The organism is Microbacterium sp. OVT16B (genome assembly GCF_019969705.1).
GTDB lineage: Bacteria > Actinomycetota > Actinomycetes > Actinomycetales > Microbacteriaceae > Microbacterium > Microbacterium natoriense.
The window spans coordinates 2,049,820-2,075,063 of record NZ_JAHXZA010000001.1 but is presented as its reverse complement, the minus strand read 5'-3'; the positions used below and the strand labels follow the sequence as shown (position 1 = coordinate 2,075,063).

The window sequence follows — 25,244 nt, the reverse complement described above, 5'->3', positions numbered from 1 at the left end:
GTGCGGGCTGGATGCACCGCGCAGAGGCCTGATCGAGAAGGGGAACAGCTCGGATTCAGTCGTCGGCGTCGCGCGCCTGCGCCGCGAGGGCGCGCTCGACGTCGGCGAGGTTCTCCAGCACCAGGCGGCGCAGGGCAGGGGCGGCGTCCTGGTGTGCGGACAGCCAGGCGCGCGTCGCGTTCCGCAGCTCGGTGTTCGCCAGCGCGGTCGGGAACAGTCCGACGACGAGGTACTGGGCGATCTGGTAGCTGCGGGACTCCCAGATCGGCAGCAGCATGTCGAAGTACGCCGGGACGAACTCGGCGAGGACCTCGACGCCCGCGGGGTGCACGAAGCCCAGAGCAGCAGAGCGCACGATCGTGTTCGGTGCGTCGTCGCGCTCGATGAGGGAGGCCCACGCGGCCTTCTTGGAGGCGAGGTCGGGAAGGGCGGCACGCGCCTGCGCCGCGAACTCGCCGCCCTTGGCGGTGTTGTCCGCTGCGAGAGCGGCGTCGATCGTCGCGGCGTCGGTCGCGCCGATCGTCGCGAGTCCGACCAACAGCTGCCAGTTCAGGTCGGCGTCGATCTCCAGCCCCGGCAGCGTCTCCTCGCCCGAGCGGAGGCGGCCGATGACGCCGGCGTGCTCAGGAGTGACGAGGGCGCCGGCGAACGCCGTGACGAACTGGAGCTGGCTGTCGCTGCCGGCCTCCGCGCCCTCGGCGAGAGCCCACAGCCCGTCGGCGATCTTCTGACGGGCGGCCAGGCGCTCGGCCGGCGTCACGTAGAGCGTCGCCGCCGTGCGCAGCTGCGCCAGAGTGGTGCGGACGGTCGTCGACTCGGTCTCGCGACCGATGTTGCCCAGCACGAGATCGATGTAGTCGGATGCCGCGCTCTCCGCGTCACGCGTCTGATCCCAGGCCGCGCCCCAGACGAGCGAGCGGGCCAGCGGATCGCTGATGTCGGCGAGGTGCGCGATCGCGGTGGCGAGCGAACGGTCGTCGAGACGGATCTTCGCGTAGGCCAGGTCCTCGTCGTTCAGCAGGACGAGGTCGGGACGGGCGATGCCCTTGAGCTCGGGGACCTCGGTGCGGTCGCCGTCGATGTCGACCTCGGCGTAGTGGGTGCGCACGAGCGCCCCGTCGCGCAGCGTGTAGAAGCCGATGCCGAGGCGGTGCGGACGGATGGTCGGATAGTCGGCCGGCGCGGTCTGCGTCACCGCGAAGCGGGAGATGGTGCCGTCGGAGTCTTCGGCGATGACCGGCTCGAGCGTGTTGACGCCGGCGGTCTCCAGCCACTTCTTCGACCAGGTGCTGAGGTCGCGGCCGCTCGTCGCCTCCAGCTCGGTGAGCAGGTCGCTGAGCTCGGTGTTGCCCCAGGAGTGCTTCTGGAAGTACTGCGAGACGCCGGCGAAGAACGCCTCGATCCCGACCCATGCGGCGAGCTGCTTGAGGACGGACCCGCCCTTGGCGTAGGTGATGCCGTCGAAGTTGACCTGGACGTCTTCGAGGTCGTTGATCTCGGCGACGATCGGGTGCGTCGAGGGGAGCTGGTCCTGGCGGTAGGCCCAGGTCTTCTCCATCGCGTTGAACGTCGTCCACGCCTCGGTCCATTCGGTGGCCTCGGCCGTGGCGATCGTCGACGCCCACTCGGCGAACGACTCGTTCAGCCACAGGTCGTTCCACCACTTCATGGTGACGAGGTCGCCGAACCACATGTGCGCCAGCTCGTGCAGGATCGTGACGACGCGGCGCTCCTTGACGGCATCCGTCACCTTGCTGCGGAAGACGTACGTCTCGGTGAACGTCACGGCGCCCGCGTTCTCCATCGCGCCGGCGTTGAACTCCGGGACGAAGAGCTGGTCGTACTTGGCGAACGGGTAAGGGACGCCGAACTTCGACTCGAAGTACGCGAAGCCCTCGCGGGTCTTGTCGAAGATGTAGTCGGCGTCGAGGTGCTGCCAGAGGCTCTTGCGGCCGTAGACGCCGAGCGGGATGACATCGCCGGAGGAGCTGGTGAGCTCGGAGAAGGTCGACTCGTAGGGGCCGGCGACGAGCGCCGTGATGTACGAGGAGATGCGCGGGGTCGGCTCGAAGCCCCAGGTGGACACGGCACTGTCGTCGTGCACGATGGGCTCGGGCGTGGGGGAGTTGGACACGACCTTCCACGCGGAGGGCGCGGTGACCGTGAACTGGAAGGTCGCCTTGAGATCGGGCTGCTCGAAGACCGCGAACACACGGCGCGAGTCGGGGACCTCGAACTGCGAGTAGAGGTAGACCTCGCCGTCGACGGGGTCGACGAAGCGGTGCAGTCCCTCGCCGGTGTTGGTGTACAGGCAGTCGGCGTCGACGACGAGGACGTTCTCGGCCTGCAGGCCGGTCAGCGCGATGCGCGAGTCGGCGAAGACCTCGCTGGGGTCGAGCTGCTCTCCGTTGAGCGAGATCTCGCGCACTTCGCGCGCGATGAGGTCGATGAAGGTGAAGCTCTCGGGGGTCGCGGTGAAGCGCACGACGCTGCGAGAGCCGAAGACCTCGGCACCCTTCGTCAGATCGAGGGCGACCTCATACGACTGCGTGTCGATGACGTCGCGGCGCTCCTGCGCTTCGATGCGGGTGAGGTTCTCTCCAGGCACAGCTGTACTCCCAGGGGTGAGGGGATGCTGCCGCGGTCCAGGCGCAGTTGGCGCCCACGGCAACCATGACAGCCTACGCCAGTCGTCGAGGGATGCCGCCAGGGCGACGCACCCGCGAGGAGATGGAAGGATGGAGGGGTGACTGCGACCGAGCCCACCATCGTTCCCTTTGCCTCTCCGGCCGCTGCAGGCGGCGCCCCCTACGTGACGACGCCGGTCGCCTACGACGGGATCCTGCTCGCGGGATTCGGCGGACCCGAGGGGCAGGACGACGTGATCCCATTCCTCCGCAACGTCACCCGAGGGCGCGGCATCCCCGACGAGCGTTTGGAGGAGGTCGCGCACCACTACCGCCACTTCGGCGGCGTGAGCCCGATCAACGGGCAGAACCGCGTGCTCAAGGAGGCGCTCGAAGCCGAGCTGCAGCGGCGAGGTATCGACCTCCCCGTCTACTGGGGCAACCGCAACTGGAGCCCGTATCTCGAGGAGGTCGTGACCGAGGCCTCCGCGAAGGGGCACAACACGCTTCTCGCCTTCGCCACCAGCGCGTACAGCTCGTTCTCCAGCTGCCGTCAGTATCGCGAGGACTTCGCGCGGATCCTCAAGGACACCGGACTCGGCGAGACTGTGACGATCGACAAGATCCGTCCGTTCTACGACCACCCCGGCTTCGTCGAGGCATTCGAGACCGGCGTCCGTGACGCGGTCGAGGCCTTCCTCGCCGACGGCATCGCCGCCGCCGACATCCAGATCCTCTTCTCGACGCACAGCATCCCCACCGCAGACGCGGAGCGCTCAGGCGCGCGCGACATCGAGTGGGGCGAGGGCGGAGCGTACGCGGCGCAGCACCTCGCGGTCGCGGCCTGGGTCATGGACAGGGTGCGGGAGAGCATCCCCGCGGCCGCCGACGTCTCCTGGGAACTGGTGTACCAGTCGCGTTCCGGACCTGCGTCGCAGCCGTGGCTCGAGCCCGACGTGTGCGACGTGATCGGAGAGCTGCCCGAACGGGGGCGCAAGGCCGTCGCCGTCGTGCCCGTCGGATTCATGAGCGACCACATGGAGGTCCTCTGGGATCTCGATACGGAGGCTGCTGAGGCCGCGGAGGAGGTGGGGCTCGCCTTCACCAGGACGCCGACGCCCGGTGTGTCTCCGACGTTCGTCGCCGGCATCGTCGATCTGATCGAGGAGCGTCTGGAGGGGCGTCCCAACGAGCAGCGCCCGCACGTCACGTCGCTGCCCGGCGGGTTCGACGTCTGCCGCCCCGGCTGCTGCGAGAACATCCGCGCCGGCTTCAAGCCCGCCGCCGCCGGCATCGCGCCGTGAGACGGATTCGACGTCCGCTGCCCTGAATAGGATGGGAGCCATGCGCATCCACATCGCCACCGATCACGCCGGCCTCGACTTCTCCACGCAGCTGCAGGAGCATCTGCGTGCCGCGGGCCATGAAGTGGTCGATCACGGGCCGATCGAGTACGACGCGGTGGACGACTACCCCGCGTTCTGCATCAGGGCCGCGCAGGCCGTCGTCGCCGATCAGACGACCGGTGTCGAGGCTCTCGGCGTCGTCTTCGGCGGATCGGGCAACGGCGAGCAGATCGCGGCGAACAAGGTGCAGGGCATCCGCGCCGCGCTGGTGTGGAACGTCTCGACGGCCGAGCTGGCCCGCGAGCACAACGACGCGAACGTGATCTCCATCGGCGCCCGTCAGCACACGTTCGACGAGGTGACCACCTTCATCGACACGTTCATCTCCACGCCCTTCTCGAACGAGGAGCGGCACGTGCGCCGCATCGGCCAGATCGCCGACTTCGAGCGCGACGGCTCGCTGCTGCCGGATCCTCGGGCCTGACATGCCCGAGGGGCATTCCGTCCATCGCATCGCGCGGCAGTTCGATCGCAACTTCGTCGGCAAGTCGATGCGGGCGTCGAGTCCGCAGGGGCGATTCGCAGAGGGCGCCGCGGTGCTCGACGGTCGCGAGGCCGTCAGCGTGCAGGCCGTGGGCAAGCAGATGTTCCTCGAGGTGGAGGGCGACCTCTGGCTGAGGGTGCATCTCGGGCTCTACGGCGCCTGGGACTTCGCGGGGGAGATCCTCATCGATCCGACGATCGCCTCGGCGAACGGGCGCATGGGGCAGACCAACCAGCGCGGCACCGATCTGGGCGAGGCCATCCTCGACGATGCGGGAGAGAACTCGCTCGCATCGATCGGCGCGCCGAGGCGCACGCGAGTGCACGTCCGGATGTCGGAGCAGACCAAGGGTCTCGCCGATGAGGACGGGGAGTGGCCGCCGCCGATCGTCGGGCAGGTGCGTCTGCGATTGATGACGGACATCACCGCTGCTGATCTCCGGGGCCCGACCGCCTGCGTGATCCAGACGCCGGAGGAGATGCTCGCCACCGTTGCGAAGCTCGGTCCGGATCCCCTCGTCGGCGACCCCGCGGAGAACGAGGAGCGCTTCGTCCGTGCGGTGCGCAAGAAGCAGACCGTCATCGCGCTGCTCCTGATGGACCAGGCCGTGGTCAGCGGCATCGGCAACGTCTATCGCGCAGAGATGCTCTTCCGACACCGTTTGAATCCGCACACGCCAGGACGCGACGTCCCCGAGGAGATCGTGCGCGAGCTGTGGCGCGACTGGGTTCGGCTGCTCGCGGTCGGCGTCGAGACCGGGCAGATGATGACGATGGACGACCTGTCTCCCGAGCAGTATCGTGCCGCGATGGCGAGTCGCGACGATCGTCACTGGGTGTACCACCGCGCCGGGCTTCCGTGCCGGATCTGCGGCACGGAGATCGCCCTGGAGGAGATCGGCGCGCGCAAGCTCTACTGGTGCCCGCGGTGTCAGGCCTGACGCGGTCCTCTCGCCGCCGTCGCCCCGACCTCCCGGTCTAGGCTCGAACCATGCGTCAGAACCCGAGCTTCACCCTTGCGGATGTGACCGAGATGCGTCGGGTGATCGACGCCAGCCCGTGGGCGACGATCATGAGCGCCGGCCCTGAAGGTCTGGTCGCATCGCACTACGCCGTGCTCCTCGACGAGTCGCGCGACGACCTCACGATCGTCGCGCATGTGGGACGCCCGGACGATCTGATCCACGGTCTCGGCGACCGCGAGCTCCTCGTCGTCTTCCAGGGGCCGCACGGCTACATCTCCCCGGGCTGGTACGGAGACGTGCAGGCTGTGCCGACATGGAACTACATCGCCGTGCACCTCTCGGGGATCCCCGAGATCCTGAGCCCGGAGGAGAACCTCGAGGTGCTCGACCGTCTCGTCGACCGGTTCGAGGGGCGGATGCCGGAGCCGCGGCGCATGTGGGAGCGTCCTAACGATGAGAGCTTCGTGCAGCGTCTCGCCGCGGGGACCGTGGGGTTCCGACTCACCCCCACGCGCGTGGTCGCGAAGCGCAAGCTCAGCCAGAACAAGTCCGCGGACACCGTGGAGACCGTGATCGCGGAACTGGAGGGCTCGGGCCCGTATGCGCAGCCCGACCTCGCCCGCGAGATGAGGAGAGCCCATGAGGCTCTCGCGGAAGGACGGCGATGATCGGCACCGATGTCAGCATGGTGAAGGGGGTTCGCATCGCCGGTCCCGGTCGCGAGTTCCTCATCGACGACGAGCCCGTCGACATCGTGATTGACGGCGGAGCGATCGCCGACATCGCCCCCACCGGTGCCCTGCGGCCCACAAGGGAGGTCCTGGACGCCGGTGGCGCGTGGGTCGTCCCGGGGCTCTGGGACAACCATGTCCACACGGTGCAGTGGGCGCTGGCTGCGGAACGCGTGCCGCTGCTCACGGCGGGATCGGCCGCCGAGGCCGCGCGGCTCATGACCGACGCGGAGCCGCTCCCCGACGGGCGGCGGGTCGGGGCGGGCTTCCGCGACGCGCTGTGGTCGGATCAGCCGTCGCTCGCGCTGCTCGATGACGCGACGGGGGAGGTGCCGACCTATCTCATCAACGCCGACGTGCACAGCACGTGGCTCAACTCGGCGGCCCTGCGTCGCGAAGGGTTCAGCGCGCCGGACGGAGTCCTCCGCGAAGAGGACGCCTTCGAGATCTCGCGACGTCTGAATGCGGTCGACCCCGCCAGGGCCGATGACGCCGTGCTGCGGGCGGGGGAGCGTGCGGCGTCGAGGGGCGTCACCGGCCTCGTGGACTTCGACATGGCCTGGAACGCCGATGCCTGGCCTCGGCGCGTGGCCGCCGGATTCTCCGCGCATCGGGTGGAGTTCTCGGTGTACCCCTTCGACTTCGACCGCGCGGTGGAGAGAGGACTGCGCACGGGCGAGAGCCACGGGAGCCCGCTGATCAAGGTCGGCGCGCTCAAGATCATCACCGACGGCTCCCTCGGCACGAGGACCGCCGCCTGCTCTCATCACTACCCGGGGGACCCCGCGAACTTCGGCGTGCTCACGGTGCCGCCGGAGGAGCTGACGGATCTGCTCGTCGCCGCGACGGGGGCGGGCCTCGCCGTCGCCGTCCACGCCATCGGCGACCGCGCGGTCACCGCAGCGCTCGACGCGTTCACCGTGTCCGGCGCCGTGGGCACGATCGAGCATGCGCAGCTCGTCCGGCACGCCGATCTCTCACGCTTCGCTCGCCTGGGCGTCGTGGCGAGCGTGCAGCCGCAGCATGCCCTCGATGATCGCGACCTGGTCGAGACGCACTGGGCGGGTCAGACGTCCATCGGCTATCCGCTCGCCGCACTGCGCCGAGCGGGGGTGCAGCTCCGCTTCGGGTCGGACGCGCCCGTCGCCGAGCTGGACCCGTGGCAGGGGATCGGCGCAGCCGTGGATCGCACCGACGATGCGCGGGAGCCGTGGCATCCCGAGGAGCGGCTCACGATCGACGAGGCGCTCGAGGCGAGCGTGCGGTCCTCGGTGCGACCAGGAGAGCCGGCCGATCTCGTTCTGTGCGGCGAGGATCCGCGAGCCGCGCACGGCGATGGACTGAGACGGATGCCGGTGGAGGCGACGTTGCTCGCCGGACGCGTCACCCACCGCTCCTGAACACGACGAAGGGCACCGGAACGGATTCCGGTGCCCTTCGTCGTGTGGTGCGAGTCGTCAGGCTGCGATGTGCGAGACGAGGAACCAGCGGTCCTTGTCGAGTCCGCGCTTGATCTCGATCGCGACGTCCTGGCTGGTCAGGTCGACCTCGTCGAGGCCGTCGATCGCCGCCTGGACGTCGACGAGGATCGCGTCGATGTCGGCCACGACCGCGCGGATGAGGTCATCCGACTGCGTGAAGCCAGCGGGAACCGAGGTGGCGCCTGCCTTCTCTGCGACGGTGGAGATGCGGGCGTCGATCGGAAGGCCGAGGGCGACGATGCGCTCTGCGGCGGTGTCGGCGAAGTCGCCGGCGTGGGCGACGATCGTGTCGAGCAGCTCGTGAACGCCGACGAAGTTCGCTCCGCGGACGTGCCAGTGGGCCTGCTTGCCGTTGACCGTCAGGGCTTCGAGGCCGAGGACGAGCGGGGAGAGGAACTGCGCGGCCGCTGCGGCGACCGTCGGGTCGCTGGCGGTGGTGGAAACGGTCTGTGCCTTGCTCATCTTGTGCTCCTCCGAGATCATCTGTTTCTGTCGTGCTGGAGTCAACGCTACTCATCCTGAAACATTCCGCAAGCAAGCGAAGGCTGGGCTTAGTGGGCCAGAAATCCGCGGAAACACGCGGTAATGAGGGTAGTCTCGCCTTATGAGCATCGCGCAGGGAGCCTCCGTCCTCGCCCTTCAGGATCGCGTGCCGTCGATCGCCGACGGCGCCTTCGTGGCGGAGGGCGCGCGCATCGTCGGAGCGGTCTCTCTGGCGGCCGGATCGAGCGTCTGGTACAACGCGGTGCTGCGAGGCGATTCGGCGCCGATCGTGATCGGCGCCGGTAGCAACGTGCAGGACAACGTCTCGGTGCACGTGGATGCCGGGCACCCCGTCGTCGTCGGATCGAAGGTGTCGATCGGCCACAACGCGGTCGTCCACGGCTGCACGATCGGCGATGGTTCGCTCATCGGGATGGGTGCGGTGATCCTCAGCGGCGCGGTGATCGGAGCGGGCTGCCTGATCGCCGGGGGAGCTGTGGTGCTGGGCGGGACGGAGGTGCCGGAGGGATCGCTCGTCGCCGGTGTCCCTGCGAAGGTCCGCCGAGCGCTGAGCGATGACGAGCGCGCCGGCCTGATCGCGAACGCGGACACCTACCTCGGCCACCTGCTGACGCACTCGTCCGCGACCTCCGTCTGAGTCTGCGCGCCCGCTAGGCTGGGTGCGTACGGGGCGGTGGCCAAGCTGGTTAAGGCAGTGGGCTCATAACCCAACGATTCGCGGGTTCAAGTCCCGCCCGCCCTACTCCTTTCGTCGCTGGAAGTCTCCGGTGGCGAGAGTCTCGCCACCGGAGACTTCCGTTGTCCCTGAGCTCGGGTAGTCGGCAGGTGCATCCTGGATGTAGCTCGGACGCTTCTGATACCTGGCGAGGGCGAAGAGGTCATCGCAGGCGAGATAGTCGACGATGTACCCGATCCGGACGGGAATCTCACGGATCTCCTCCAGAGTGTAGGAGTCGGACCCGACATCGAACCTCAACTCGACCTGGACCTCGTTGGTCGCTTCCTCGGGGAAGTCCAGAATGGGGTGTCCTACGTCGAATGAGCCCACGATCACGCGTCGAACCCCTCGGGGGATCGTGTTCGATTGGGGGATGAGCGTCGGGGAGAGGTGATGCTCTTCGATCAGTCCTCTCAAGGAGAAGTTCGAACTCGCCACCATGCCGATCATCCCGAGTTCGAGATCACGCACCCACTCGTGCTTGTCCTTGTTGTTGAACCACTGCAGGCCTTCCAAAGCCCGGTACGGTCCGTACTGCGGCTGGACGTTCTTCAACCGTTCCACCAGCCACTGCGGGTGGAACCGATGTCCCTGCTTCCAACTCTTCCAGTCCTTGCCCGTGGCGGTGATGGGAAACTGGATACGAGATGAGTCGTACTCCCGTTCAGCGAAGCTGCGCGCGAGCAGGTCGTGGAGGTTGTCCAACGCGACGCGGGCCTGGTAGGCGAACTCACCGGCCTTCGTCGACCACAGGTCGTGAGGGAACGCCCGCGAGGCCTCCACCGACACTTCAAGCACGGTCGGCGTGCTCTCCGACACGCGGACGGAGGAGGTGAAGACTGTATTGGCCCGCCACACCTGCACCGCCTCGTCGAGTTCGCGTGCGTGCTTCGACGCGCGGGCCAGCCGCGCGCGGATGGGCGCCAGCTCCGTCTCCGGGAGCGAGCGACTGGGACGGATGCCGAACGACTCGCCGGACTGTGCCGCTTTCACAGGAGAACTGTAGCGGGCTCCGACCTGCGGAGTCCCATGACGAGCGCGCATTCGGATGCTGCGCGCGCCTCCGTGACGGAGGAGTCCGATCTCGTGCAGGCGAGGGACGACTCACATCACCGTGCCTCAGCTGTTGCGCACCGGCCAGGTGCCGTCGAGCGCATCCTCAGGATCGAGTCGTCCGACGCTGATGAAGTACTCCGTCAGACTCTCTGCCTGAGAGCGCGCCCACCCGATCTGCCGGGTGTGCAGTTCGCTCAGCGTCTGAGGAAGGCGGAACTGCCGTGCGAGCGCCTGAGCGACGCGGCCTGCGGCCACCGCATCCGCCGAGGCGTCGTGCGCTCCCTCCAGGGGCACCGCGTAGTGCGCGGCGACGACCTCCAGTGTGCGCTTGCCGCGACGGTATCTGTCGTACGCCTTGTCGATGACGAGCGGGTCGATGATCGGCGACGGAGAGACGAGCGGAGGGATGCCGTGGCGCACGCACTCGTGGGCGAGCAGCGAGAAGTCGTAGGAGGCGTTGTAGGCGACGATCGGAACGCCCTGGTCGAGCAGCGAGCGCAGCGCCGCGGTGACCTCGGCGACCACCTCGCGCACCGGTCTGCCGGCGCGACGGGCCTGTTCCGTGGTGATCCCGTGCACGGCGGTGGCTCCGTCGGGGATGGGGATGCCGGGGTCGGCGAGCCAGTCCCGCGCGGCGATCTCTCGTCCGTTCGCGTCGAGGACGCCGACGTGCGCGGTCACGACGCGGTCGCTCTCCACGTCGACGCCCGTGGTCTCGAGATCGAACACTCCGACGCGGGTGAGCCACGTCGGGAGTGCGGGATCTGCGGGCATGCCCTCACGGTAGGCGCGGCCTCGGACATTGCCAGGAAGGCGCACGGCGACTCCGTAGACTCGGATCATGACCGCATCCTCGCCCTACGCCGAACGACTCCGCCGCCTTCCGGTGGAGCGTCACGAGGTCGAGGTCCGCGACGGCGTCACCGCGTACTGGGAGTACGGAGCGGCCGATGCCGAGACGACCGTCATCGCCGTGCACGGCTTCCGCGGAGATCACCACGGCCTGGAGCCGGTGCTCGCCTTCCTCCCGGAGGCGCGGATCATCGCCCCTGACCTCCCCGGCTTCGGCGAGAGCGCACCGGTGCCAGGGCGCACGTACGACCTCGACGAGTACGCGTCCTGGCTCATCGAGTTCGCCGCCGCGGTCGCTCCTGGTGCCGTCATCCTCGGGCACTCGTTCGGATCGATCGTCGTGTCGGCCGCGATCGCGTCCGGCCTCGATACGCCCCGGCTGATCCTGATCAATCCGATCGGCGCCCCCGCCCTCGAGGGGCCCAAGGGGCTGATGACCCGGCTCGCCGTCTTCTACTACGCGATGGGTGCGCGCCTGCCGGAGACGCTGGGCACGGCTCTGCTGCGGAACCGTGCGATCGTCCGCATCATGAGCGTCACGATGGCGAAGACGCAGGATCCGGAGCTCCGCAGGTTCATCCACGACCAGCACGACACGTACTTCTCACGGTTCGCAGATCGTGACGTGCTGCGCGACGCGTTCGTCGCGAGCGTCTCGCATGACGTACGGGAGTTCGCCCCGAAGATCCACGTGCCGACGCTGCTGATCGCGGCCGACCGCGACGACATCACGCCGATCGAGGCGGAGCGCGTGCTCGCGACGCTGTTCGACGATGCGGAACTGGTCGAGATCGCCCATGTCGGGCACCTCATCCACTACGAGACGCCGGCCGAGGCCGCCGGCGCGATCCGTCGCTTCCTCAGGATTCCCGTCGCGCGAGGCCGATGAGCCCTGCCACCCGGAAGGGGATGACCTCGCCCATGGCGAGTGACGTCTCCGTCCGTTCGACGCCGTCGATCGAGAGGATGCGCGCGTCCGTGTCGAACAGGTGACGCGCGTCGCGGCAGGCCACCCTGGCCAGCAGATCGATCGAGCCGCTCAGGCCGTGGGCCTGGACCACCTCGGGGATGCGCGCGAGCTCGTTGATGATGCGCGGCAGCTCGGTCTGCCTGACGCCGATGCTCACGAACGCCTGCAGGGGGAATCCGAGGACGTCGGGGGAGAAGGACCGTTCGTACGAGAGGAACACCCCGGTCTGCTCCAGCCGCGCCATGCGCGCCTGGATGGTGTTGCGCGAGAGGCCGAGATTCTCGGCGAGCGCGACGATCGTGATGCGCGGGTCGTCGGCGAGGGCGGCGAGGAGTTCCAGATCGATGCGGTCAAGTCCAGGCATAGTGCCAAAGAGTAGCAGTCTCGTATCGACCCGGATTTAGCAACATGCTCAACAGCCTCGCAATTGCTTGAGCGTCGTGTTGAACAGACGTACGCTCAGGTCATCGGCGGAGCTGCCGATGACCGACGTGCAGAGCCCCACGAGGGCAGCCACGACAGAGGAGGACGATGATGTCACCGCAACTCACGCCCATCGCGGACGCAGCGCAGGATCTCGAGCTCTCCGAGCGCATCCTCGGCCCCGACGGCACGCGCATCGCGAACGCCCAGCTCGACCCCTATGTGGCCGATGTGGATGCCGAGCAGCTGCGCGCCCTGCACCGCGACATGGTCGTCCTCCGTCGCATCGACGCCGAGGGCGTCGCGCTCCAGCGCCAGGGCCAGCTCGGTCTCTGGGCGCCCTGCAACGGGCAGGAGGCGACGCAGATCGGCACGGCTCGTGCGCTCGCGCCGCAGGACTACGTGTTTCCGAGCTACCGCGAGACCGGCGTGATCTACGCGCGAGGAGCCCAGCCGGGAGACTACGTCCGCATGTGGCGCGGCGAAGAGGGAGCCGGGCACGACCCGGCAGCGCTGCGCGTGGCGCCGCTGCAGATCATCATCGGCGCGCAGACCCTGCACGCCGTCGGTTATGCGCTCGGGATCCAGCACGACGAGGCGGACGAGGTCGCCGTGACCTACTTCGGCGACGGTGCGACCAGCCAGGGGGATGTGAACGAGGCGATGATCTTCGCCGCCTCGTACCGCGCTCCCGTGGTCTTCGTGTGCCAGAACAACCACTGGGCGATCTCCGAGCCCGTCGCCGTGCAGTCGCAGTTCCCGATCGCCGGTCGCGCACCGGGCTTCGGCATCCCGAGCCTCCGCGTCGACGGCAACGACGTCCTCGCCTGCATGGCCGCCATGCGCTGGGCGCTGGAGCACGCGCGCTCGGGCAAGGGGCCGGCCTACATCGAGGCGGTCACGTATCGGATGGGCCCGCACACCACGGCCGACGACCCGACGCGCTACCGCGACGAGGCCGAGCTCGAATCGTGGCGCCGCCGTGACCCGATCTCCCGTCTCGAAGCCCATCTGCGAGCGCGCGGAGAGCTGAGCGACGTGCATGTGGCAGAGACCCAGGCTGCGGCGGATGCCGTGGCCAAGGAGATGCGCGCCGCGTGCCTCGGCATGGTCACGCGTCCTCCGCTCGCGGTGTTCGACGGCGTGTACGCCGAGCCGCACACGGGACTCGATCGCCAGCGCGACGAGTACGCCGCGTACCTCGCGTCGTTCGACGGCGAGGTGTGATCATGACCGAGCTCACCCTGGGCAAGGCCCTCGGCGCGGGTCTCCGGCAGGCGATGCGCGACGACGATCGCGTCGTCCTCCTCGGAGAGGACATCGGCAAGCTGGGCGGCGTCTTCCGGATCACGGACGGGCTCCTCGACGAGTTCGGCGCGAAGCGGGTCATCGACACTCCTCTCGCGGAGTCGGGGATCGTCGGTGCCGCGGTCGGCCTCGCGTTCCGCGGCTATCGACCGGTCGTCGAGATCCAGTTCGACGGCTTCGTGTACCCGGCGTTCGACCAGATCGTGGCTCAGGTCGCGAAGCTGCACTACCGCACGCAGGGCAGGGTGAAGATGCCGATCACGATCCGCATCCCCTGGGCCGGCGGCATCGGAGCGGCAGAACACCACTCGGAATCGCCCGAGGCGTACTTCGTGCACACCGCGGGTCTCCGCGTGGTCGCCGTCTCGAACCCCGAGGACGCCTACCGCAGCCTTCGACAGGCGATCGCCAGCGACGATCCCGTGATCTTCTTCGAGCCCAAGCGGCTCTACCACCACAAGGGCGAGGTCGATCTCGAGGCGCCGCTCGCCGATGCGCCGCCGATGGGGCTTGCCCGCGTCGTGCGTGAGGGGACCGATGCCACGCTCATCACCTACGGCGCCATGGTGACGACGGCACTGCAGGCGGCGGAGGCCGCGGAGGACGAAGGGATCTCCCTGGAGGTCATCGATCTGCGCTCCCTGTCGCCCGTCGACTACGACTCGGTCGCGGCATCCGTCCGCAAGACGGGTCGCGTCGTCGTCGCGCACGAGGCCTCTCGCGAGGCGGGGGTCGCCGCCGAGGTCATCGCGAGCATCACGGAGCGCTGCTTCGAGTACCTCGAATCCGCCCCGTTGCGCGTGACGGGTCACGATGTGCCCTATCCGCCCGCGAAGCTGGAGAAGTACCACCTGCCCGACCTCGATCGACTTCTCGACGCAGTCGACCGCGTGCTCGATCGCCCGCACAGCCTGACGGGGGCCGACGCATGATCGCCGAGTTCCGCCTGCCCGACCTGGGAGAGGGGCTCACCGAGGCCGAGGTGGTCCAGTGGCTCGTCGCGCCTGGCGACAGCGTGGCGTTGAATCAGAACCTCGCCGAGGTCGAGACCGCCAAGGCCATCGTCGAACTGCCGTCGCCGTACGAGGGCGTCGTCTCGGCGCTGCACGCCGAGGCGGGGGAGACCGTCGCCGTCGGCGCACCGCTGATCGCCTTCGATGTCGCGGGCGCGGAGGAGACACCTCCCGCGGGGGCATCGGATGCCGAGGAGAAGGCGCAGCCGAACCTCGTCGGCTACGGCGCAGCACCGGCTCGCTCAGGACGTCCCGCTCGGCGTGCCCGTCGGGTCGGAAGCCCGTCGACGACCGCGGACACCGCCGTTCTTGAGGCCGCACCGCACGATGCGCGGCCCAGCGCGAGCGTCGAGACCGTGATCGAGCGTCCTCGGTCGACGCCGCCCGTGCGCGCCTATGCCAAGAGGCTCGGCGTCGACCTCGTCCTGGTGTCCGCCGTCGTGGGCGACCGCGTCATCACCCGTGATGACATCGACGAGTTCGCGCAGCGCGCGGGCATCCGCGCGGAGGAGGCGGAGACGACCGTGTCGGCTCCGCTCACCGCTGCGGCCCTGGCTGACGATGACCGCGAACTCCGGATCCCCATCCGCGGCGTGCGCAAGCACACGGCGGCTGCGATGGTCGAGAGCGCGTTCACGGCTCCGCACGTCACGGTGTTCCACACCGTCGACGTCACCGCGACGATGGATCTTCTCGCGTCGCTGCGGGAGGACCGTTCCCTGGCCGCGCACAGGATCGGCCCCCTGGCCGTGATCGCGAAGGCCGTCTGCCTGGCGCTCGGGCGGAACCGAGGGCTCAACTCGCGGTGGGACGAGGCCGCGGGCGAGATCGTGCAGCGCAACTACGTCGATCTCGGCATAGCCGCTGCGACCGAGCGGGGCCTCATCGTCCCGAACATCAGGGACGCGGAGCGCCTGACGCTGACCGAGCTCGCCGACGCGCTGAAAGCCCTCGCGGAGACCGCCCGTTCGGGGAAGACGTCCCCGGCCGAGCTCGCCGGCGGGACCTTCTCGATCTCGAACATCGGCGTGTTCGGAGTGGATGCCGGGACGCCGATCCTTCCCCCTGGCCAGTCGGGCATCCTCGCCGTCGGCGCCGTGCGCCGTCAGCCGTGGGAGTACCGCGGCGAGATCGCGCTGCGCCAGATGATGACGCTGAGCCTGTCGTTCGATCACCGCCTCGTCGACGGCGCGGAGGGAGCGCGGTTCCTCAAGGAGGTCGCCGACATCCTCGAGGAACCGGGGAGGGCGATGCTGCTCAGGTAGTCGCGCGGAGAGCGGCCTCCGCCATCGCGGCCAGGACGGATGCGGTGGCGGAGTGGCTTCTCGCCGCCGAGCGGGTGGAGTGCGGCGTCGAGTTGATCAGTCCGAAGCACGCCTGCACCCGTAGGCGGAGCTCATCGGACGACGTGTCGACGAGGGGACGCAGCGCCTCCATCCACAGTTCGATGTACGAACGCTGCAGTCGACGCACGTCGGCGTGGTCGGACTCGGCGAGATGAGCGACATCTCGATCCTGCACGCGGATGACCTCGGCGTTCCCCAACGCGAACTCGACGTGGAAGCCGATCAGCGCGCGCATCCGCTCCTCACTGTCGTCGGCCTCCTCGGAGACCCGTGTGCCGCCGGAGACGAGGTCCTGGCTGACCTTCACGAGGACGGCTCCGAGCAGCGCCTGCTTTCCGGCGAAGTGTCGGTAGACGGCCGGCCCTGACACGCCGACGGCCGCCCCGATGTCCTCGAGGCTCACGCCGTTGTAGCCGCGTGCGGCGAACAGCTGCGCCGCCTCGCGGAGGATCGCATCGGAGCGCTCGGCCTTGGCACGGTCTCGGGCGGTGAGCGGGCTTGTCATCTCAGTTAATCCTCGCTAACCTGAATCATCGGGTTAGTGAACACTAACCGAGAATGCGTGCGGCGCGCCACCGTGTGTCGCACGCTCGCGTGGGTCGAGGAGGACGTCACGATGCAGATGACCCAGGAGTCCCTGGCCGAGGAGCTGCGCGAGCGGCTCGCCGCCGCGGCGCTCGGCGGCCCGGAGGCGTCGCGTGCGCGTCATCTCTCGCGCGGAAAGCTCCTGCCGCGAGACCGTGTCGCGCGGCTGCTCGACGAAGGGAGCCCATTCATCGAGGTCGCGCCCCTCGCGGCAGACGGTCTCTACGGGGGAGAGGCGCCGGGAGCCGGGGTGATCGCCGGCATAGGACTCGTGCACGGGCGTCACGTGATGGTCGTCTGCAACGATGCCACCGTCAAGGGCGGCACCTACTACCCGCTGACCGTGAAGAAGCACCTGCGCGCGCAGGAGATCGCTCTGGAGAACAGGCTGCCCTGTCTCTACCTCGTCGACTCCGGAGGCGCATTCCTCCCCAAGCAGGACGAGGTGTTCCCCGACCGCGACCACTTCGGCCGCATCTTCTTCAACCAGGCGCGCATGTCGGCCGCCGGGATCCCGCAGCTGGCGGCCGTGCTCGGCTCGTGCACGGCGGGCGGAGCCTATGTCCCCGCGATGAGCGACGAGACGGTGATCGTCCGCGGACAGGGCACGATCTTCCTCGGCGGTCCGCCGCTGGTGAAGGCCGCGATCGGCGAGGTCGTCAGCGCCGAGGAGCTGGGCGGAGGAGAGCTGCACGCTCGGCGCAGCGGCGTCGTCGACCACCTCGCCGAAGACGACGAGCATGCGCTGGAGATCCTTCGCGACATCGTCTCCACCCTGCCTGCCCCGCACGCTCCGGCCTGGGAGATCGTGCCGAGTCGTGATCCGGCGGAGACGTCCTCCCTGTACGAGGTCGTCCCCGTCGACGTGAACGCCGCCTACGACGTGCACGCGGTGATCGACCGCCTCATCGACGCGGACACCTTCCGGGAGTTCAAATCCGAGTACGGAACCACGCTCGTCACCGGGTTCGCCCGACTGCACGGTCATCCCGTCGGCATCGTCGCGAACAACGGCGTGCTCTTCAGCGAGTCCGCCCTCAAGGGCGCGCACTTCATCGAGCTGTGCGATCAGCGCGGCATCCCTCTGCTCTTCCTGCAGAACATCTCGGGCTTCATGGTGGGGTCGGATGCCGAAGCCGGGGGCATCGCGAAGGACGGGGCCAAGATGGTCACCGCCGTCGCGAGCACCCGGGTGCCGAAGCTCACCGTCATCATCGGCGGCTCCTTCGGGGCGGGCAACTACTCGATGTGCGGGCGTGCCTACTCGCCGCGCTTCCTGTGGACGTGGCCGGCGAGCCGGATCTCCGTGATGGGCGGAGCACAGGCGGCATCCGTGCTCGCGACCGTCAAGGAGGATCAGCTGACCGCTCGGGGGGAGTCGTGGAGCCAGGAGGAGCGCTCCGGGTTCGAGGCGCCGATCCGCGACCAGTACGAACAGCAGGGCGAGCCGTATTACGCCACGGCCCGCCTGTGGGACGACGGCATCATCGATCCCGAGAACACCCGCGACCTCCTCGGCCTCGCCCTGGACGTCGTGTCACGCAGCCCGCTGCCCGAACCGCGCTTCGGCGTCTTCCGGATGTGAGACTCATGAGCGACCACCTCTTCCACACCGTCCTCGTCGCCAACCGCGGCGAGATCGCACGCCGTGTCATCCGCACCCTGCGCGAGCTCGGCATCCGCAGCGTCGCGGTCTACAGCGATGCGGACGAGCAGTCGCCGCACGTCCGCGAGGCCGACGCGGCCGTGCGGGTCGGCCCTGCACCCGCCGCGGAGTCGTACCTCGACATCGACGCCGTCATCGCGGCCGCACGGACGTCGGGAGCCCAGGCGATACACCCTGGTTACGGATTCCTCTCCGAGAGCGTCGGTCTCGCCGAAGCCTGTGCAGAGAGCGGCATCACCTTCATCGGCCCCTCGGTCGAGGCGCTGCAGATCATGGGAGACAAGGCCAGGGCGCGTGAGCACGTGACGCGATACGGCGTGCCCGTCGTCCCCGGCTTCGACGCCACGGGTCTCTCCGACGTCGAGATCGCCGAGGAGGCGGAGCGGATCGGGTTCCCGATCCTCGTCAAGCCCAGCGCGGGCGGGGGAGGGAAGGGCATGGAGGTCGTCGCCGACGCCTCCGCGCTCACCGCGGCCCTCGCGTCCGCGCGCAGGGTCGCCGCGTCCGCGTTCGGAGACGACTCGCTCGTCCTCGAACGCTTGATCCGCCGCCCTCGGCACATCGAGGTGCAGGTGTTCGGCGACGAGCACGGCACCGTGCTGGCGCTCGGCGAGCGGGAGTGCACGCTGCAGCGCCGGCATCAGAAGGTGATCGAGGAGGCGCCGTCCGCAGGCATGCCCGCCGAGACCCGCGAGAGGCTGCTCGCCGCGGCAGTGCGGGCCGCGGAGAGCGTCTCCTACGTCGGCGCCGGAACGGTCGAGTTCCTCATCGACGCGGATGAGCCCGATGAGGTCTTCTTCATCGAGATGAACACGCGTCTCCAGGTCGAGCATCCCGTGACCGAGGAGGTCACCGGACTCGATCTCGTCGCGCTGCAGCTCCGCGTCGCGGCCGGGGGACGACTCGACCCGGTGCCCCGTGTCCACGGACACGCGGTCGAGGCCCGGATCTATGCGGAATCTCCGGAGCGGGGCTTCCTGCCGTCCACCGGACGGGTGCTGCTCTTCGATCCGCCGCAGGGTGTGCGGGTCGACGCCGCGATCGAGACCGGAAGCGAGGTCACCGGATTCTACGATCCGATGATCGCGAAGGTCATCGCCCTCGCCGCCGACAGGGTCACGGCGCTGCGCCGACTGGATGAGGCGCTGAGCCGGACGGTCGTGCTCGGCGTCGACACCAACATCGACTTCCTCCGGACGCTGTGCCGAAACGAGAGGGTCATCTCCGGCGATCTCGACACCGGGCTCATCGAGACCCTCCTGCCGCTGCCTGTGCCCTCTCCCTCTGCGCGCATGCTCACCAGCGCGAGGGCCTGCGTGCAGGAGAGCTCGCCGACCGTCTCCGACGCGGGCGCCGTCTGGACCGCCCTCACGGAAAGGGCTGCCGCAGACGTGGCGTTCCTCACGGATGACGACGCGCTGGTCGAGTCCGAATCGGGGACGCCGTCGCAGCTGCCGACGGCGCTCGATGCCGACGGCGCGGTCTGGGTCGCCGAGGGCGGCCGCACGATGCGTCTTCGTCCCCTCGATCGTCGAGCACGGATGCGGCGACGCCTCGCGACAGCGCAGCGGGCCGCCGTCGCCACAGAGCCCGAAGGCCGCGCCCCCATGCCGGGCAGTGTCGTGGCGGTGCACGTCGCCGACGGGGAGCACGTCGCCGCCGGCACGCCGCTGCTGTCGATCGAGGCGATGAAGATGGAGCACCCGGTGCTCGCGCCGCACGACGGCACGGTGCATCTTCTGGTCGCCGTGGGCGATCAGGTGCGGTGCGACCAACCGGTCGCCCGCGTGACGACGAGTCCCCACGACGGGGCCGCAGAGGAGATCCGATGAGTGAAGATCTGAACGAGGACGAGCGCGAGCTCGCCGCCATGGTCCGGGAGTTCGCCGAGACCGTCGTCGCGCCGCAGTCCTACGAGGCCGACCGCACGCACACGCTTCCGATGGACGTCGTGGCGCAGATGGGCGAGCTGGGGCTGTTCGGCCTGCCGTTCCCGGAGGAGCACGGCGGTCAGGGCGGAGACTACTTCGCTCTGGGCATCGCGATCGAGGCGCTCGGGCGGGTCGATCAGTCCATCGCCATCACCCTGGAAGCCGGCGTCAGCCTCGGAGCGATGCCGGTGTTCCGATTCGGCACCGAGGAGCAGAAGCGTGATCTGCTGCCCGATCTGCTGGCCGGCCGCGCCCTCGCCGGGTTCGGTCTGACCGAGCCGGAGGCGGGGAGCGACGCGGGCGCCACGCGCACCACCGCCCGCCTCGACGGCGATGAGTGGGTGATCGACGGGACCAAGCAGTTCATCACGAACTCCGGCACGCCCATCACGCGATTCGTCACCGTCACCGCCGTCACCGGGAACGAGGGCGGGCGCAAGGAGATCTCCACGATCATCGTGCCCAACGGGACGCCGGGGTTCACCGTCGAAGCGCCCTACGACAAGGTCGGCTGGAACGCCTCAGACACCCACCCGCTCACCTTCTCCGGGGTGCGCGTGCCCGCGGGCAACCTGCTCGGCGAGCGGGGGAGCGGGTTCCGCAACTTCCTCAGCATCCTCGATGAGGGACGCATCGCCATCGCGGCCCTCTCGACCGGTGCCGCGGAGGGGTGTCTCGAAGCGGCCGTCGACTACGCGAAGAGCCGCACGATCTTCGGCAGCGCCCTGAGCACCCGGCAGAACGCGCAGTTCACGCTCGCACGCATGCGCGCACGTGTGCACACCGCCCGTCTCGCGTGGCACCACGCGGCCCGACTGCGCGATGCGGGGAAGCCCTTCGCCGAACAGGCGGCGATCGCCAAGCTCGTCGCGGGAGAAGCCGCGATGGACAACGCGCGCGACGCGACGCAGATCTTCGGCGGCAACGGCTTCATGAACGAGTTCCCCGTGGCACGGCACTACCGCGACTCGAAGATCCTCGAGATCGGCGAGGGGACGACCGAGGTGCAGCTGCTCGTCATCGCCAGGGCACTGGGTCTCGCCGGGTAGCGTGACAGCATGCCAGACGCACTGACCGACGGGAGGACGGCGACGTGACCGTACGGGACATCATCCAGCGAGGTCTCTACTTCGAGGAGTTCGAGGTCGACGCCCGCTATCTGCATCGGCCGGGGCGCACGGCGACCGAAGCCGACAACGTGCTCTTCACGACCCTCACCATGAACACGCAGGCGCTGCATCTGGATGCCGCGTTCGCGCAGACCCAGGAGTTCGGCCAGCGGCTGATGAACTCCATGTGGACCCTGTCGACCATGGTGGGAGCATCCGTCGCCCAGCTCACGCAGGGGACCCTGGTGGCCCAGCTCGGTCTCGGCGACATCGCGTTCCCGCATCCGCTGTTCGCGGGGGACACGCTGTACACCGAGAGCACGATCGTCGCGAAGCGACCGTCGTCGTCCCGCCCCGGTCAGGGGATCGTCACGATCTCCCACACCGGGCGCAACCAGGACGGCGCCGTCGTCGCGACCGCGAGCAGGACGGTCCTCGTCCGCTGCCGCCCCGAGGAGGAGAACCGATGACCTTCGATCTCGGACCCGCGCTGCTGTTCTGCCCCGCCGATCGCCCTGAACGGTTCCGCGGTGCACTGGAGAAGGCGGACGCCGTCATCCTCGATCTGGAGGACGCGGTCCTCCCCGAGGCGAAGGCGATGGCACGGGGCAACCTGATCGACGCCGACCTCGACCCCGACCGCGTCATCGTCAGGGTGAACGCTCCGGACACCGAGGCGTTCGTCTCCGACCTCGCCACCCTCGCTCAGACGGACTTCCGCACCGTGATGGTCGCCAAGACGGAGGATCCCGAGCGCCTCCACGCCTTCGACGAGCGCTACTCCCTCATCGCCCTGTGCGAGACCGCCCGAGGGATTCATGCGGCGGATCGCATCGCCGCGCATCCGCGAGTGGTCGCGATGATGTGGGGCGCGGAGGACCTGGTCGCCTCCCTCGGCGGCACGTCCAGCAGGACGCCCGATGGCGGCTACCGCGACATCGCCCGCTATGCCCGCTCCCGTGTGCTGCTGGAGGCGGGAGCGCAGGGCAAGGCCGCCGTCGACGCCGTGCACATCGCGATCGACGACCTGCCGGCCCTCGCTCGAGAGGCAGCGGATGCCGCAGCATCCGGGTTCCGCGCCACCGCGTGCATCCACCCCTCGCAGGTCGCCACCATCAGGGACGCGTACCGTCCCGATGCCGCGACGGTCGACTGGGCGCATGCGGTGATCGCCGCGGCCGAGAGCGAGCGGGGCGTGTTCCGCTTCCAGGGCCGCATGATCGATGAGCCGGTGCTCCGGCACGCCCGCTCAGTGATCGACCGGGCCGGCTGATCACCGCCAGAGTCCACGCTCGTCGATCCAGGTGTGCCACGGGCTGATGCGGTCGACGTGCAGGATCCCGTCGTAGGACGCGCGGACGTCTGCGAGCTCGACCTCGGGTCCGTTGTGTGTGCCCGTCACGAGGTCGACGGAGGCGGGAGCCCCGGCGAGGTCGACGAAGAACGACCCTTCCACGCGCGTGCTCAGCAGTGCGTCGAGCGTCTCCGCGCGCGGCCGATCCAGCTGCTGCACGAAGGGCGTGGAATGCCCGCGGGCGTCTGTCGGAGCGGGGCGGTGCAGCCACGCGGCACCACCGCCGAACGTCGTGCCGATGACGCGCAGGTCGTCGCCAAGGCGTCCGCGGAGATGCGTGCCCACGGTCGCGAGAGGCTCGGTCACGAACGGCGGCGCGAGGTAGGGCGTCGTGCGGACATGCCCGTTCGCCGCGAACAGGACCACGCGCTCCTCCCGCTGCAGGACCCACTCGACCGCGTCGGCCATCGCCGAATCGCGGATGTTCGCTGGCGCCCAGGTGCGTGACGCTCCCTCCGCCATCGCCGCGAGGAAGGCGTCGGTGCTCCGTGCGAGCTCCGCGGTCCGCACGGCGACGTCGACCACGTCGGCATCGGCTCCCGCCTGCACGTAGTCGGTCCTCCGAGCTCTGACCCGCTCCGTCATGCCCGAGATCGCCGAGGTCATCGCGCGGCGCCGTTCCTCGGCGAGACCCAGGTAGGCGTGCAGGGCGGTGGCCGCTCTCGCGAGGCCGGAGCGGTCGGCGGGCAGATACTCGAACTCGGGCAGCAGGATGTCGCGCACGTGCCGGGCGTAGTGCGGATCCGCGGAGTCCAGGAACGTGACCACGTGCTGCACAGCCGGAAGCGATGAGGATGCCGAGTCGGGCACGTCCATCCCGTAGAAGCGCAGCGGCGCACCGGCGACCGTCTTCTCGCGCAGCCACACGACGAGGTCCTGCGTCTCCTGGCACTTGCCGAAGTGGTAGGTGACGCCGTCGTTCAGGACGTCGCGCAGACGCCCTTCGCCGGAGCGCACCCAGTCATCGACCATGAGCCCTTCGACGACGCCGCTCTCCAGAACGATCGCCGTGAACCCCGCCCGCTCGACGAGGAATCGCAGCAGCCTGTTCCGCCAGGCGAGGAACTCGTGCGTGCGGTGCATCGATTCGCCGAGAGCGACGACGCGTGCGTCGCCGACGAAGGACAGAAGCGGTTCCAGCTGCTCGTCCGGGACGTCGTCCGGATCGACCGCGTCGAAGGCGACCCGGCTGCGGCTGAGCCATTCCGTCGTCTCGTCGACGTCCATGACTCAGAGGACGTAGGCCTGCTCGAGCAGGCGCAGCGACCCGGGTGACGCCTCGAAGCGGTGGATTGAGCCGTTCGCGAGCACCTCTCCTTCCCGGGGCAGCGTGCCGCCGGAGACGTGGTCGATCAGCGAGCGGATCACGCCGCCGTGCGAGACCACGATGAGGGACTCCGCCACCGGGGCGGAACGACGACGGGCTTCGCGCGCGATCCGATGCAGGGCCGCCAGAGCGCGGACCCCGACCTCGTCGAGGGTCTCGGCCCCTGGCACCTCGGCGTGCCAGTCTCCGTAGGAGGCGATGTAGTCGGGCACCAGCATCCCCTCGCCCTCGCCGAACTCCCTCTCGCGGAGATCGGGCACGAGCGCGGGAGCGGGGAGGGCCAGCTCGGCGGCGATGATCTCCGCGGTCTCACGGGCGCGCAGCAGCGGGCTGGCGTAGATCGCGTGATGCGTGGTCGCGCCGAGCTGCGACGCCGCCCACCGGGCATCCCCGCGTCCGCTCTCGTTGAGCGGGATGTCGGTGGATCCCTGGATGCGCTTCTCCAGGTTCCAGTCGGTCTGACCGTGGCGGACGAGGGTGATGAGGGTCACAGCAGAAGCTCCTGGATGGCGGGGAGCACGACGCTCGTGCCCGCCGCGAGCGTGATGTCCGCCCACGAATCGGCACGGGTGGGCTCGTGGTTGACGATGACGAGAGGGATGCCGCGGCGACGTGCGCGCTCCACCAGGCGGACGCCGGAGTTCACGACGAGGGAGGAGCCGGCGACGATCATCGCGGAGCTGGCGCGCAGCAGCGATTCGGCCGCCTTGAACCTGTCCTGCGGGACGAACTCTCCGAAGAAGACGACGTCGGGCTTGAGCATCCCGCCGCACACCGTGCACACCGGCACCACGAAGCCTTCCGTGGTCTCCGGGAGGACGTCGCCGTCGGGAGCGAGCAGGACGTTCTCCGGCACGGCGATCCAGGGATTGCTCTCCTCGATCTGCACGGCGATGTCGCGGCGGTCGAAGACCTGGCCGCAGTGCAGGCACGTCACCCGGCGCATCGTCCCGTGCACCTCGATCACGTGCGAGCTGCCGGCGCGCAGATGCAGGCCGTCGACGTTCTGCGTGATGATGCCGCTCACGACGCCGCCGGATTCCAGTTCGGCGAGGGCGATGTGGCCCGCGTTCGGCTGGGCCTGCGCGAAGGCCCGCCAGCCGAGATGACCGCCCACCCAGTAGCGTCTGCGTGCGGCTTCGTCGCCGAGATAGCGCTGGATGGTCATGGGATCGGCGCGGGTGCGGGCGCCCTCGCCACGGTACGCGGGGATGCCCGAGTCCGTGGAGATGCCCGCTCCGGTGAGGAGCGCGACCTTCCGGCCCCGGAGGAGATCGGCTGCCTGAGTGATCCGGGCATGCAGCTCGGTATCGGTCATCGCGGTCACGGAACCTCCCTGTGCGAGTCTACGACGCTCGGCGGAGGCGACGGCGTCGCACGTGCCACAGT

The 25,244-nt window shown here is 69.1% G+C and carries 24 protein-coding genes and 1 tRNA gene; 16 read left to right on the top strand and 9 right to left on the bottom strand.

Features of this window, described 5'->3' with window-relative positions:
* Positions 1-55 precede the first annotated feature (55 nt).
* A complete protein-coding gene (gene pepN / locus LC438_RS09845; RefSeq protein WP_223586445.1) occupies positions 56-2,608 on the bottom strand; it encodes an aminopeptidase N in 2,553 nt (850 codons plus the stop codon).
* 138 nt (positions 2,609-2,746) lie between these two features.
* On the opposite strand from pepN, the gene LC438_RS09840 reads away from it, so the two are divergent.
* The 5 genes from LC438_RS09840 to LC438_RS09820 are packed head-to-tail and all read left to right on the top strand — an operon-like array spanning position 2,747 to position 7,612.
* On the top strand, positions 2,747-3,931 hold the full coding sequence (locus LC438_RS09840) for a ferrochelatase (RefSeq protein ID WP_223586444.1): 1,185 nt from the start codon (positions 2,747-2,749) through the stop codon (positions 3,929-3,931).
* 40 nt (positions 3,932-3,971) lie between these two features.
* Positions 3,972-4,457 (top strand): ribose-5-phosphate isomerase, encoded by a 486-nt coding sequence (locus LC438_RS09835; protein WP_223586443.1) that lies wholly within the window; start codon positions 3,972-3,974, stop codon positions 4,455-4,457.
* Between the two features lies 1 nt (position 4,458).
* Entirely contained in the window at positions 4,459-5,457 is a 999-nt protein-coding gene (locus LC438_RS09830; RefSeq protein WP_105674979.1) for an Fpg/Nei family DNA glycosylase, read from the top strand.
* Between the two features lie 50 nt (positions 5,458-5,507).
* Positions 5,508-6,149 carry an FMN-binding negative transcriptional regulator gene (locus LC438_RS09825; RefSeq protein ID WP_223586442.1) on the top strand — a complete coding sequence of 214 codons (642 nt, stop codon included), beginning with the start codon at positions 5,508-5,510 and terminating at the stop codon, positions 6,147-6,149.
* Positions 6,146-7,612: an amidohydrolase gene (locus LC438_RS09820; protein WP_223586441.1), complete on the top strand. Its 1,467-nt coding sequence runs from the start codon at positions 6,146-6,148 to the stop codon at positions 7,610-7,612. The genes LC438_RS09825 and LC438_RS09820 overlap by 4 nt, the downstream gene beginning before the upstream one ends.
* 57 nt (positions 7,613-7,669) lie before the next feature.
* Here the strand turns inward: LC438_RS09820 and LC438_RS09815 are convergent, their stop codons facing one another.
* Positions 7,670-8,155, bottom strand: a complete 486-nt coding sequence (locus LC438_RS09815) for a Dps family protein (RefSeq protein ID WP_105675066.1) — start codon at positions 8,153-8,155, stop codon at positions 7,670-7,672.
* Positions 8,156-8,297: 142 nt separating this feature from the next.
* On the opposite strand from LC438_RS09815, the gene LC438_RS09810 reads away from it, so the two are divergent.
* Positions 8,298-8,834 (top strand): gamma carbonic anhydrase family protein, encoded by a 537-nt coding sequence (locus LC438_RS09810; protein ID WP_223586440.1) that lies wholly within the window; start codon positions 8,298-8,300, stop codon positions 8,832-8,834.
* Positions 8,835-8,864: 30 nt separating this feature from the next.
* Positions 8,865-8,939, top strand: a tRNA-Ile gene (locus tag LC438_RS09805).
* Here LC438_RS09805 and LC438_RS09800 read toward each other — a convergent pair.
* Both LC438_RS09800 and LC438_RS09795 read right to left on the bottom strand, forming a co-directional pair.
* Positions 8,937-9,908 (bottom strand): hypothetical protein, encoded by a 972-nt coding sequence (locus tag LC438_RS09800; protein ID WP_105674987.1) that lies wholly within the window; start codon positions 9,906-9,908, stop codon positions 8,937-8,939. The two genes, LC438_RS09805 and LC438_RS09800, sit on opposite strands and share 3 nt — an antisense overlap.
* Positions 9,909-10,034: 126 nt before the next feature.
* Positions 10,035-10,745, bottom strand: coding sequence for a 3'-5' exonuclease (locus tag LC438_RS09795; RefSeq protein WP_223586439.1), 711 nt, complete (start codon positions 10,743-10,745; stop codon positions 10,035-10,037).
* A gap of 67 nt (positions 10,746-10,812) precedes the next feature.
* Between LC438_RS09795 and LC438_RS09790 the strand changes: the two genes are divergently transcribed.
* On the top strand, positions 10,813-11,712 hold the full coding sequence (locus LC438_RS09790) for an alpha/beta fold hydrolase (protein ID WP_223586438.1): 900 nt from the start codon (positions 10,813-10,815) through the stop codon (positions 11,710-11,712).
* Here the strand turns inward: LC438_RS09790 and LC438_RS09785 are convergent.
* Entirely contained in the window at positions 11,684-12,157 is a 474-nt protein-coding gene (locus tag LC438_RS09785; RefSeq protein WP_105674993.1) for an Lrp/AsnC family transcriptional regulator, read from the bottom strand. The two genes, LC438_RS09790 and LC438_RS09785, sit on opposite strands and share 29 nt — an antisense overlap.
* Before the next feature lie 170 nt (positions 12,158-12,327).
* Here LC438_RS09785 and pdhA point away from each other — a divergent pair, with 170 nt between their 5' ends.
* From pdhA to LC438_RS09770, 3 genes are read left to right on the top strand one after another with little or no spacing between them, the layout of a single operon-like run.
* Positions 12,328-13,443 (top strand): pyruvate dehydrogenase (acetyl-transferring) E1 component subunit alpha, encoded by a 1,116-nt coding sequence (gene pdhA / locus LC438_RS09780; RefSeq protein ID WP_223587464.1) that lies wholly within the window; start codon positions 12,328-12,330, stop codon positions 13,441-13,443.
* A 2-nt stretch (positions 13,444-13,445) separates the two neighbouring features.
* On the top strand, positions 13,446-14,456 hold the full coding sequence (locus tag LC438_RS09775; RefSeq protein ID WP_105674995.1) for an alpha-ketoacid dehydrogenase subunit beta: 1,011 nt from the start codon (positions 13,446-13,448) through the stop codon (positions 14,454-14,456).
* On the top strand, positions 14,453-15,802 hold the full coding sequence (locus LC438_RS09770; RefSeq protein ID WP_223586437.1) for a dihydrolipoamide acetyltransferase family protein: 1,350 nt from the start codon (positions 14,453-14,455) through the stop codon (positions 15,800-15,802). The genes LC438_RS09775 and LC438_RS09770 overlap by 4 nt, the downstream gene beginning before the upstream one ends.
* On the opposite strand, the gene LC438_RS09765 is transcribed toward LC438_RS09770, so the two are convergent.
* Positions 15,795-16,388, bottom strand: coding sequence for a TetR/AcrR family transcriptional regulator (locus tag LC438_RS09765; RefSeq protein WP_223586436.1), 594 nt, complete (start codon positions 16,386-16,388; stop codon positions 15,795-15,797). The two genes, LC438_RS09770 and LC438_RS09765, sit on opposite strands and share 8 nt — an antisense overlap.
* Before the next feature lie 111 nt (positions 16,389-16,499).
* Between LC438_RS09765 and LC438_RS09760 the strand changes: the two genes are divergently transcribed.
* From LC438_RS09760 to LC438_RS09740, 5 genes are read left to right on the top strand one after another with little or no spacing between them, the layout of a single operon-like run.
* Positions 16,500-18,053, top strand: coding sequence for a carboxyl transferase domain-containing protein (locus LC438_RS09760; RefSeq protein WP_308116178.1), 1,554 nt, complete (start codon positions 16,500-16,502; stop codon positions 18,051-18,053).
* Between the two features lie 5 nt (positions 18,054-18,058).
* Positions 18,059-19,966 carry a biotin carboxylase N-terminal domain-containing protein gene (locus tag LC438_RS09755; RefSeq protein WP_223586435.1) on the top strand — a complete coding sequence of 636 codons (1,908 nt, stop codon included), beginning with the start codon at positions 18,059-18,061 and terminating at the stop codon, positions 19,964-19,966.
* Positions 19,963-21,114 (top strand): acyl-CoA dehydrogenase family protein, encoded by a 1,152-nt coding sequence (locus LC438_RS09750; protein WP_105675005.1) that lies wholly within the window; start codon positions 19,963-19,965, stop codon positions 21,112-21,114. Before LC438_RS09755 ends, LC438_RS09750 begins: the two co-directional genes overlap by 4 nt.
* A 44-nt stretch (positions 21,115-21,158) precedes the next feature.
* Positions 21,159-21,644, top strand: a complete 486-nt coding sequence (locus tag LC438_RS09745; RefSeq protein WP_105675007.1) for a MaoC family dehydratase — start codon at positions 21,159-21,161, stop codon at positions 21,642-21,644.
* The gene (locus tag LC438_RS09740; protein ID WP_105675009.1) at positions 21,641-22,447 is read left to right on the top strand and encodes a CoA ester lyase; all 807 of its coding nucleotides are present in this window, start codon (positions 21,641-21,643) and stop codon (positions 22,445-22,447) included. Before LC438_RS09745 ends, LC438_RS09740 begins: the two co-directional genes overlap by 4 nt.
* Here LC438_RS09740 and LC438_RS09735 read toward each other — a convergent pair whose 3' ends face one another.
* The 3 genes from LC438_RS09735 to LC438_RS09725 are packed head-to-tail and all read right to left on the bottom strand — an operon-like array spanning position 22,448 to position 25,173.
* Complete coding sequence (locus LC438_RS09735) at positions 22,448-23,755, bottom strand: erythromycin esterase family protein (protein WP_223586434.1); 1,308 nt, start codon at positions 23,753-23,755, stop codon at positions 22,448-22,450. It lies immediately after the preceding gene.
* A gap of 3 nt (positions 23,756-23,758) precedes the next feature.
* Positions 23,759-24,346 carry a histidine phosphatase family protein gene (locus LC438_RS09730; RefSeq protein ID WP_223586433.1) on the bottom strand — a complete coding sequence of 196 codons (588 nt, stop codon included), beginning with the start codon at positions 24,344-24,346 and terminating at the stop codon, positions 23,759-23,761.
* Positions 24,343-25,173, bottom strand: coding sequence for a Sir2 family NAD-dependent protein deacetylase (locus LC438_RS09725; protein ID WP_223586432.1), 831 nt, complete (start codon positions 25,171-25,173; stop codon positions 24,343-24,345). Before LC438_RS09725 ends, LC438_RS09730 begins: the two co-directional genes overlap by 4 nt.
* Positions 25,174-25,244: the final 71 nt, after the last annotated feature.

Bases quoted from the DNA above. Each gene is read 5' to 3' on its own strand.
- LC438_RS09835 (WP_223586443.1), top strand. From the start codon at position 3,972: ATGCGCATCCACATCGCCACCGATCACGCCGGCCTCGACTTCTCCACG.
- LC438_RS09830 (WP_105674979.1), top strand. From the start codon at position 4,459: ATGCCCGAGGGGCATTCCGTCCATCGCATCGCGCGGCAGTTCGATCGC.
- LC438_RS09825 (WP_223586442.1), top strand. From the start codon at position 5,508: ATGCGTCAGAACCCGAGCTTCACCCTTGCGGATGTGACCGAGATGCGT.
- LC438_RS09820 (WP_223586441.1), top strand. From the start codon at position 6,146: ATGATCGGCACCGATGTCAGCATGGTGAAGGGGGTTCGCATCGCCGGT.
- LC438_RS09815 (WP_105675066.1), bottom strand. From the start codon at position 8,155: ATGAGCAAGGCACAGACCGTTTCCACCACCGCCAGCGACCCGACGGTC.
- LC438_RS09810 (WP_223586440.1), top strand. From the start codon at position 8,298: ATGAGCATCGCGCAGGGAGCCTCCGTCCTCGCCCTTCAGGATCGCGTG.
- LC438_RS09795 (WP_223586439.1), bottom strand. From the start codon at position 10,745: ATGCCCGCAGATCCCGCACTCCCGACGTGGCTCACCCGCGTCGGAGTG.
- LC438_RS09790 (WP_223586438.1), top strand. From the start codon at position 10,813: ATGACCGCATCCTCGCCCTACGCCGAACGACTCCGCCGCCTTCCGGTG.
- LC438_RS09785 (WP_105674993.1), bottom strand. From the start codon at position 12,157: ATGCCTGGACTTGACCGCATCGATCTGGAACTCCTCGCCGCCCTCGCC.
- pdhA (WP_223587464.1), top strand. From the start codon at position 12,328: ATGTCACCGCAACTCACGCCCATCGCGGACGCAGCGCAGGATCTCGAG.
- LC438_RS09775 (WP_105674995.1), top strand. From the start codon at position 13,446: ATGACCGAGCTCACCCTGGGCAAGGCCCTCGGCGCGGGTCTCCGGCAG.
- LC438_RS09770 (WP_223586437.1), top strand. From the start codon at position 14,453: ATGATCGCCGAGTTCCGCCTGCCCGACCTGGGAGAGGGGCTCACCGAG.
- LC438_RS09765 (WP_223586436.1), bottom strand. From the start codon at position 16,388: ATGACAAGCCCGCTCACCGCCCGAGACCGTGCCAAGGCCGAGCGCTCC.
- LC438_RS09760 (WP_308116178.1), top strand. From the start codon at position 16,500: ATGCAGATGACCCAGGAGTCCCTGGCCGAGGAGCTGCGCGAGCGGCTC.
- LC438_RS09755 (WP_223586435.1), top strand. From the start codon at position 18,059: ATGAGCGACCACCTCTTCCACACCGTCCTCGTCGCCAACCGCGGCGAG.
- LC438_RS09750 (WP_105675005.1), top strand. From the start codon at position 19,963: ATGAGTGAAGATCTGAACGAGGACGAGCGCGAGCTCGCCGCCATGGTC.
- LC438_RS09740 (WP_105675009.1), top strand. From the start codon at position 21,641: ATGACCTTCGATCTCGGACCCGCGCTGCTGTTCTGCCCCGCCGATCGC.
- LC438_RS09735 (WP_223586434.1), bottom strand. From the start codon at position 23,755: ATGGACGTCGACGAGACGACGGAATGGCTCAGCCGCAGCCGGGTCGCC.
- LC438_RS09725 (WP_223586432.1), bottom strand. From the start codon at position 25,173: ATGACCGATACCGAGCTGCATGCCCGGATCACTCAGGCAGCCGATCTC.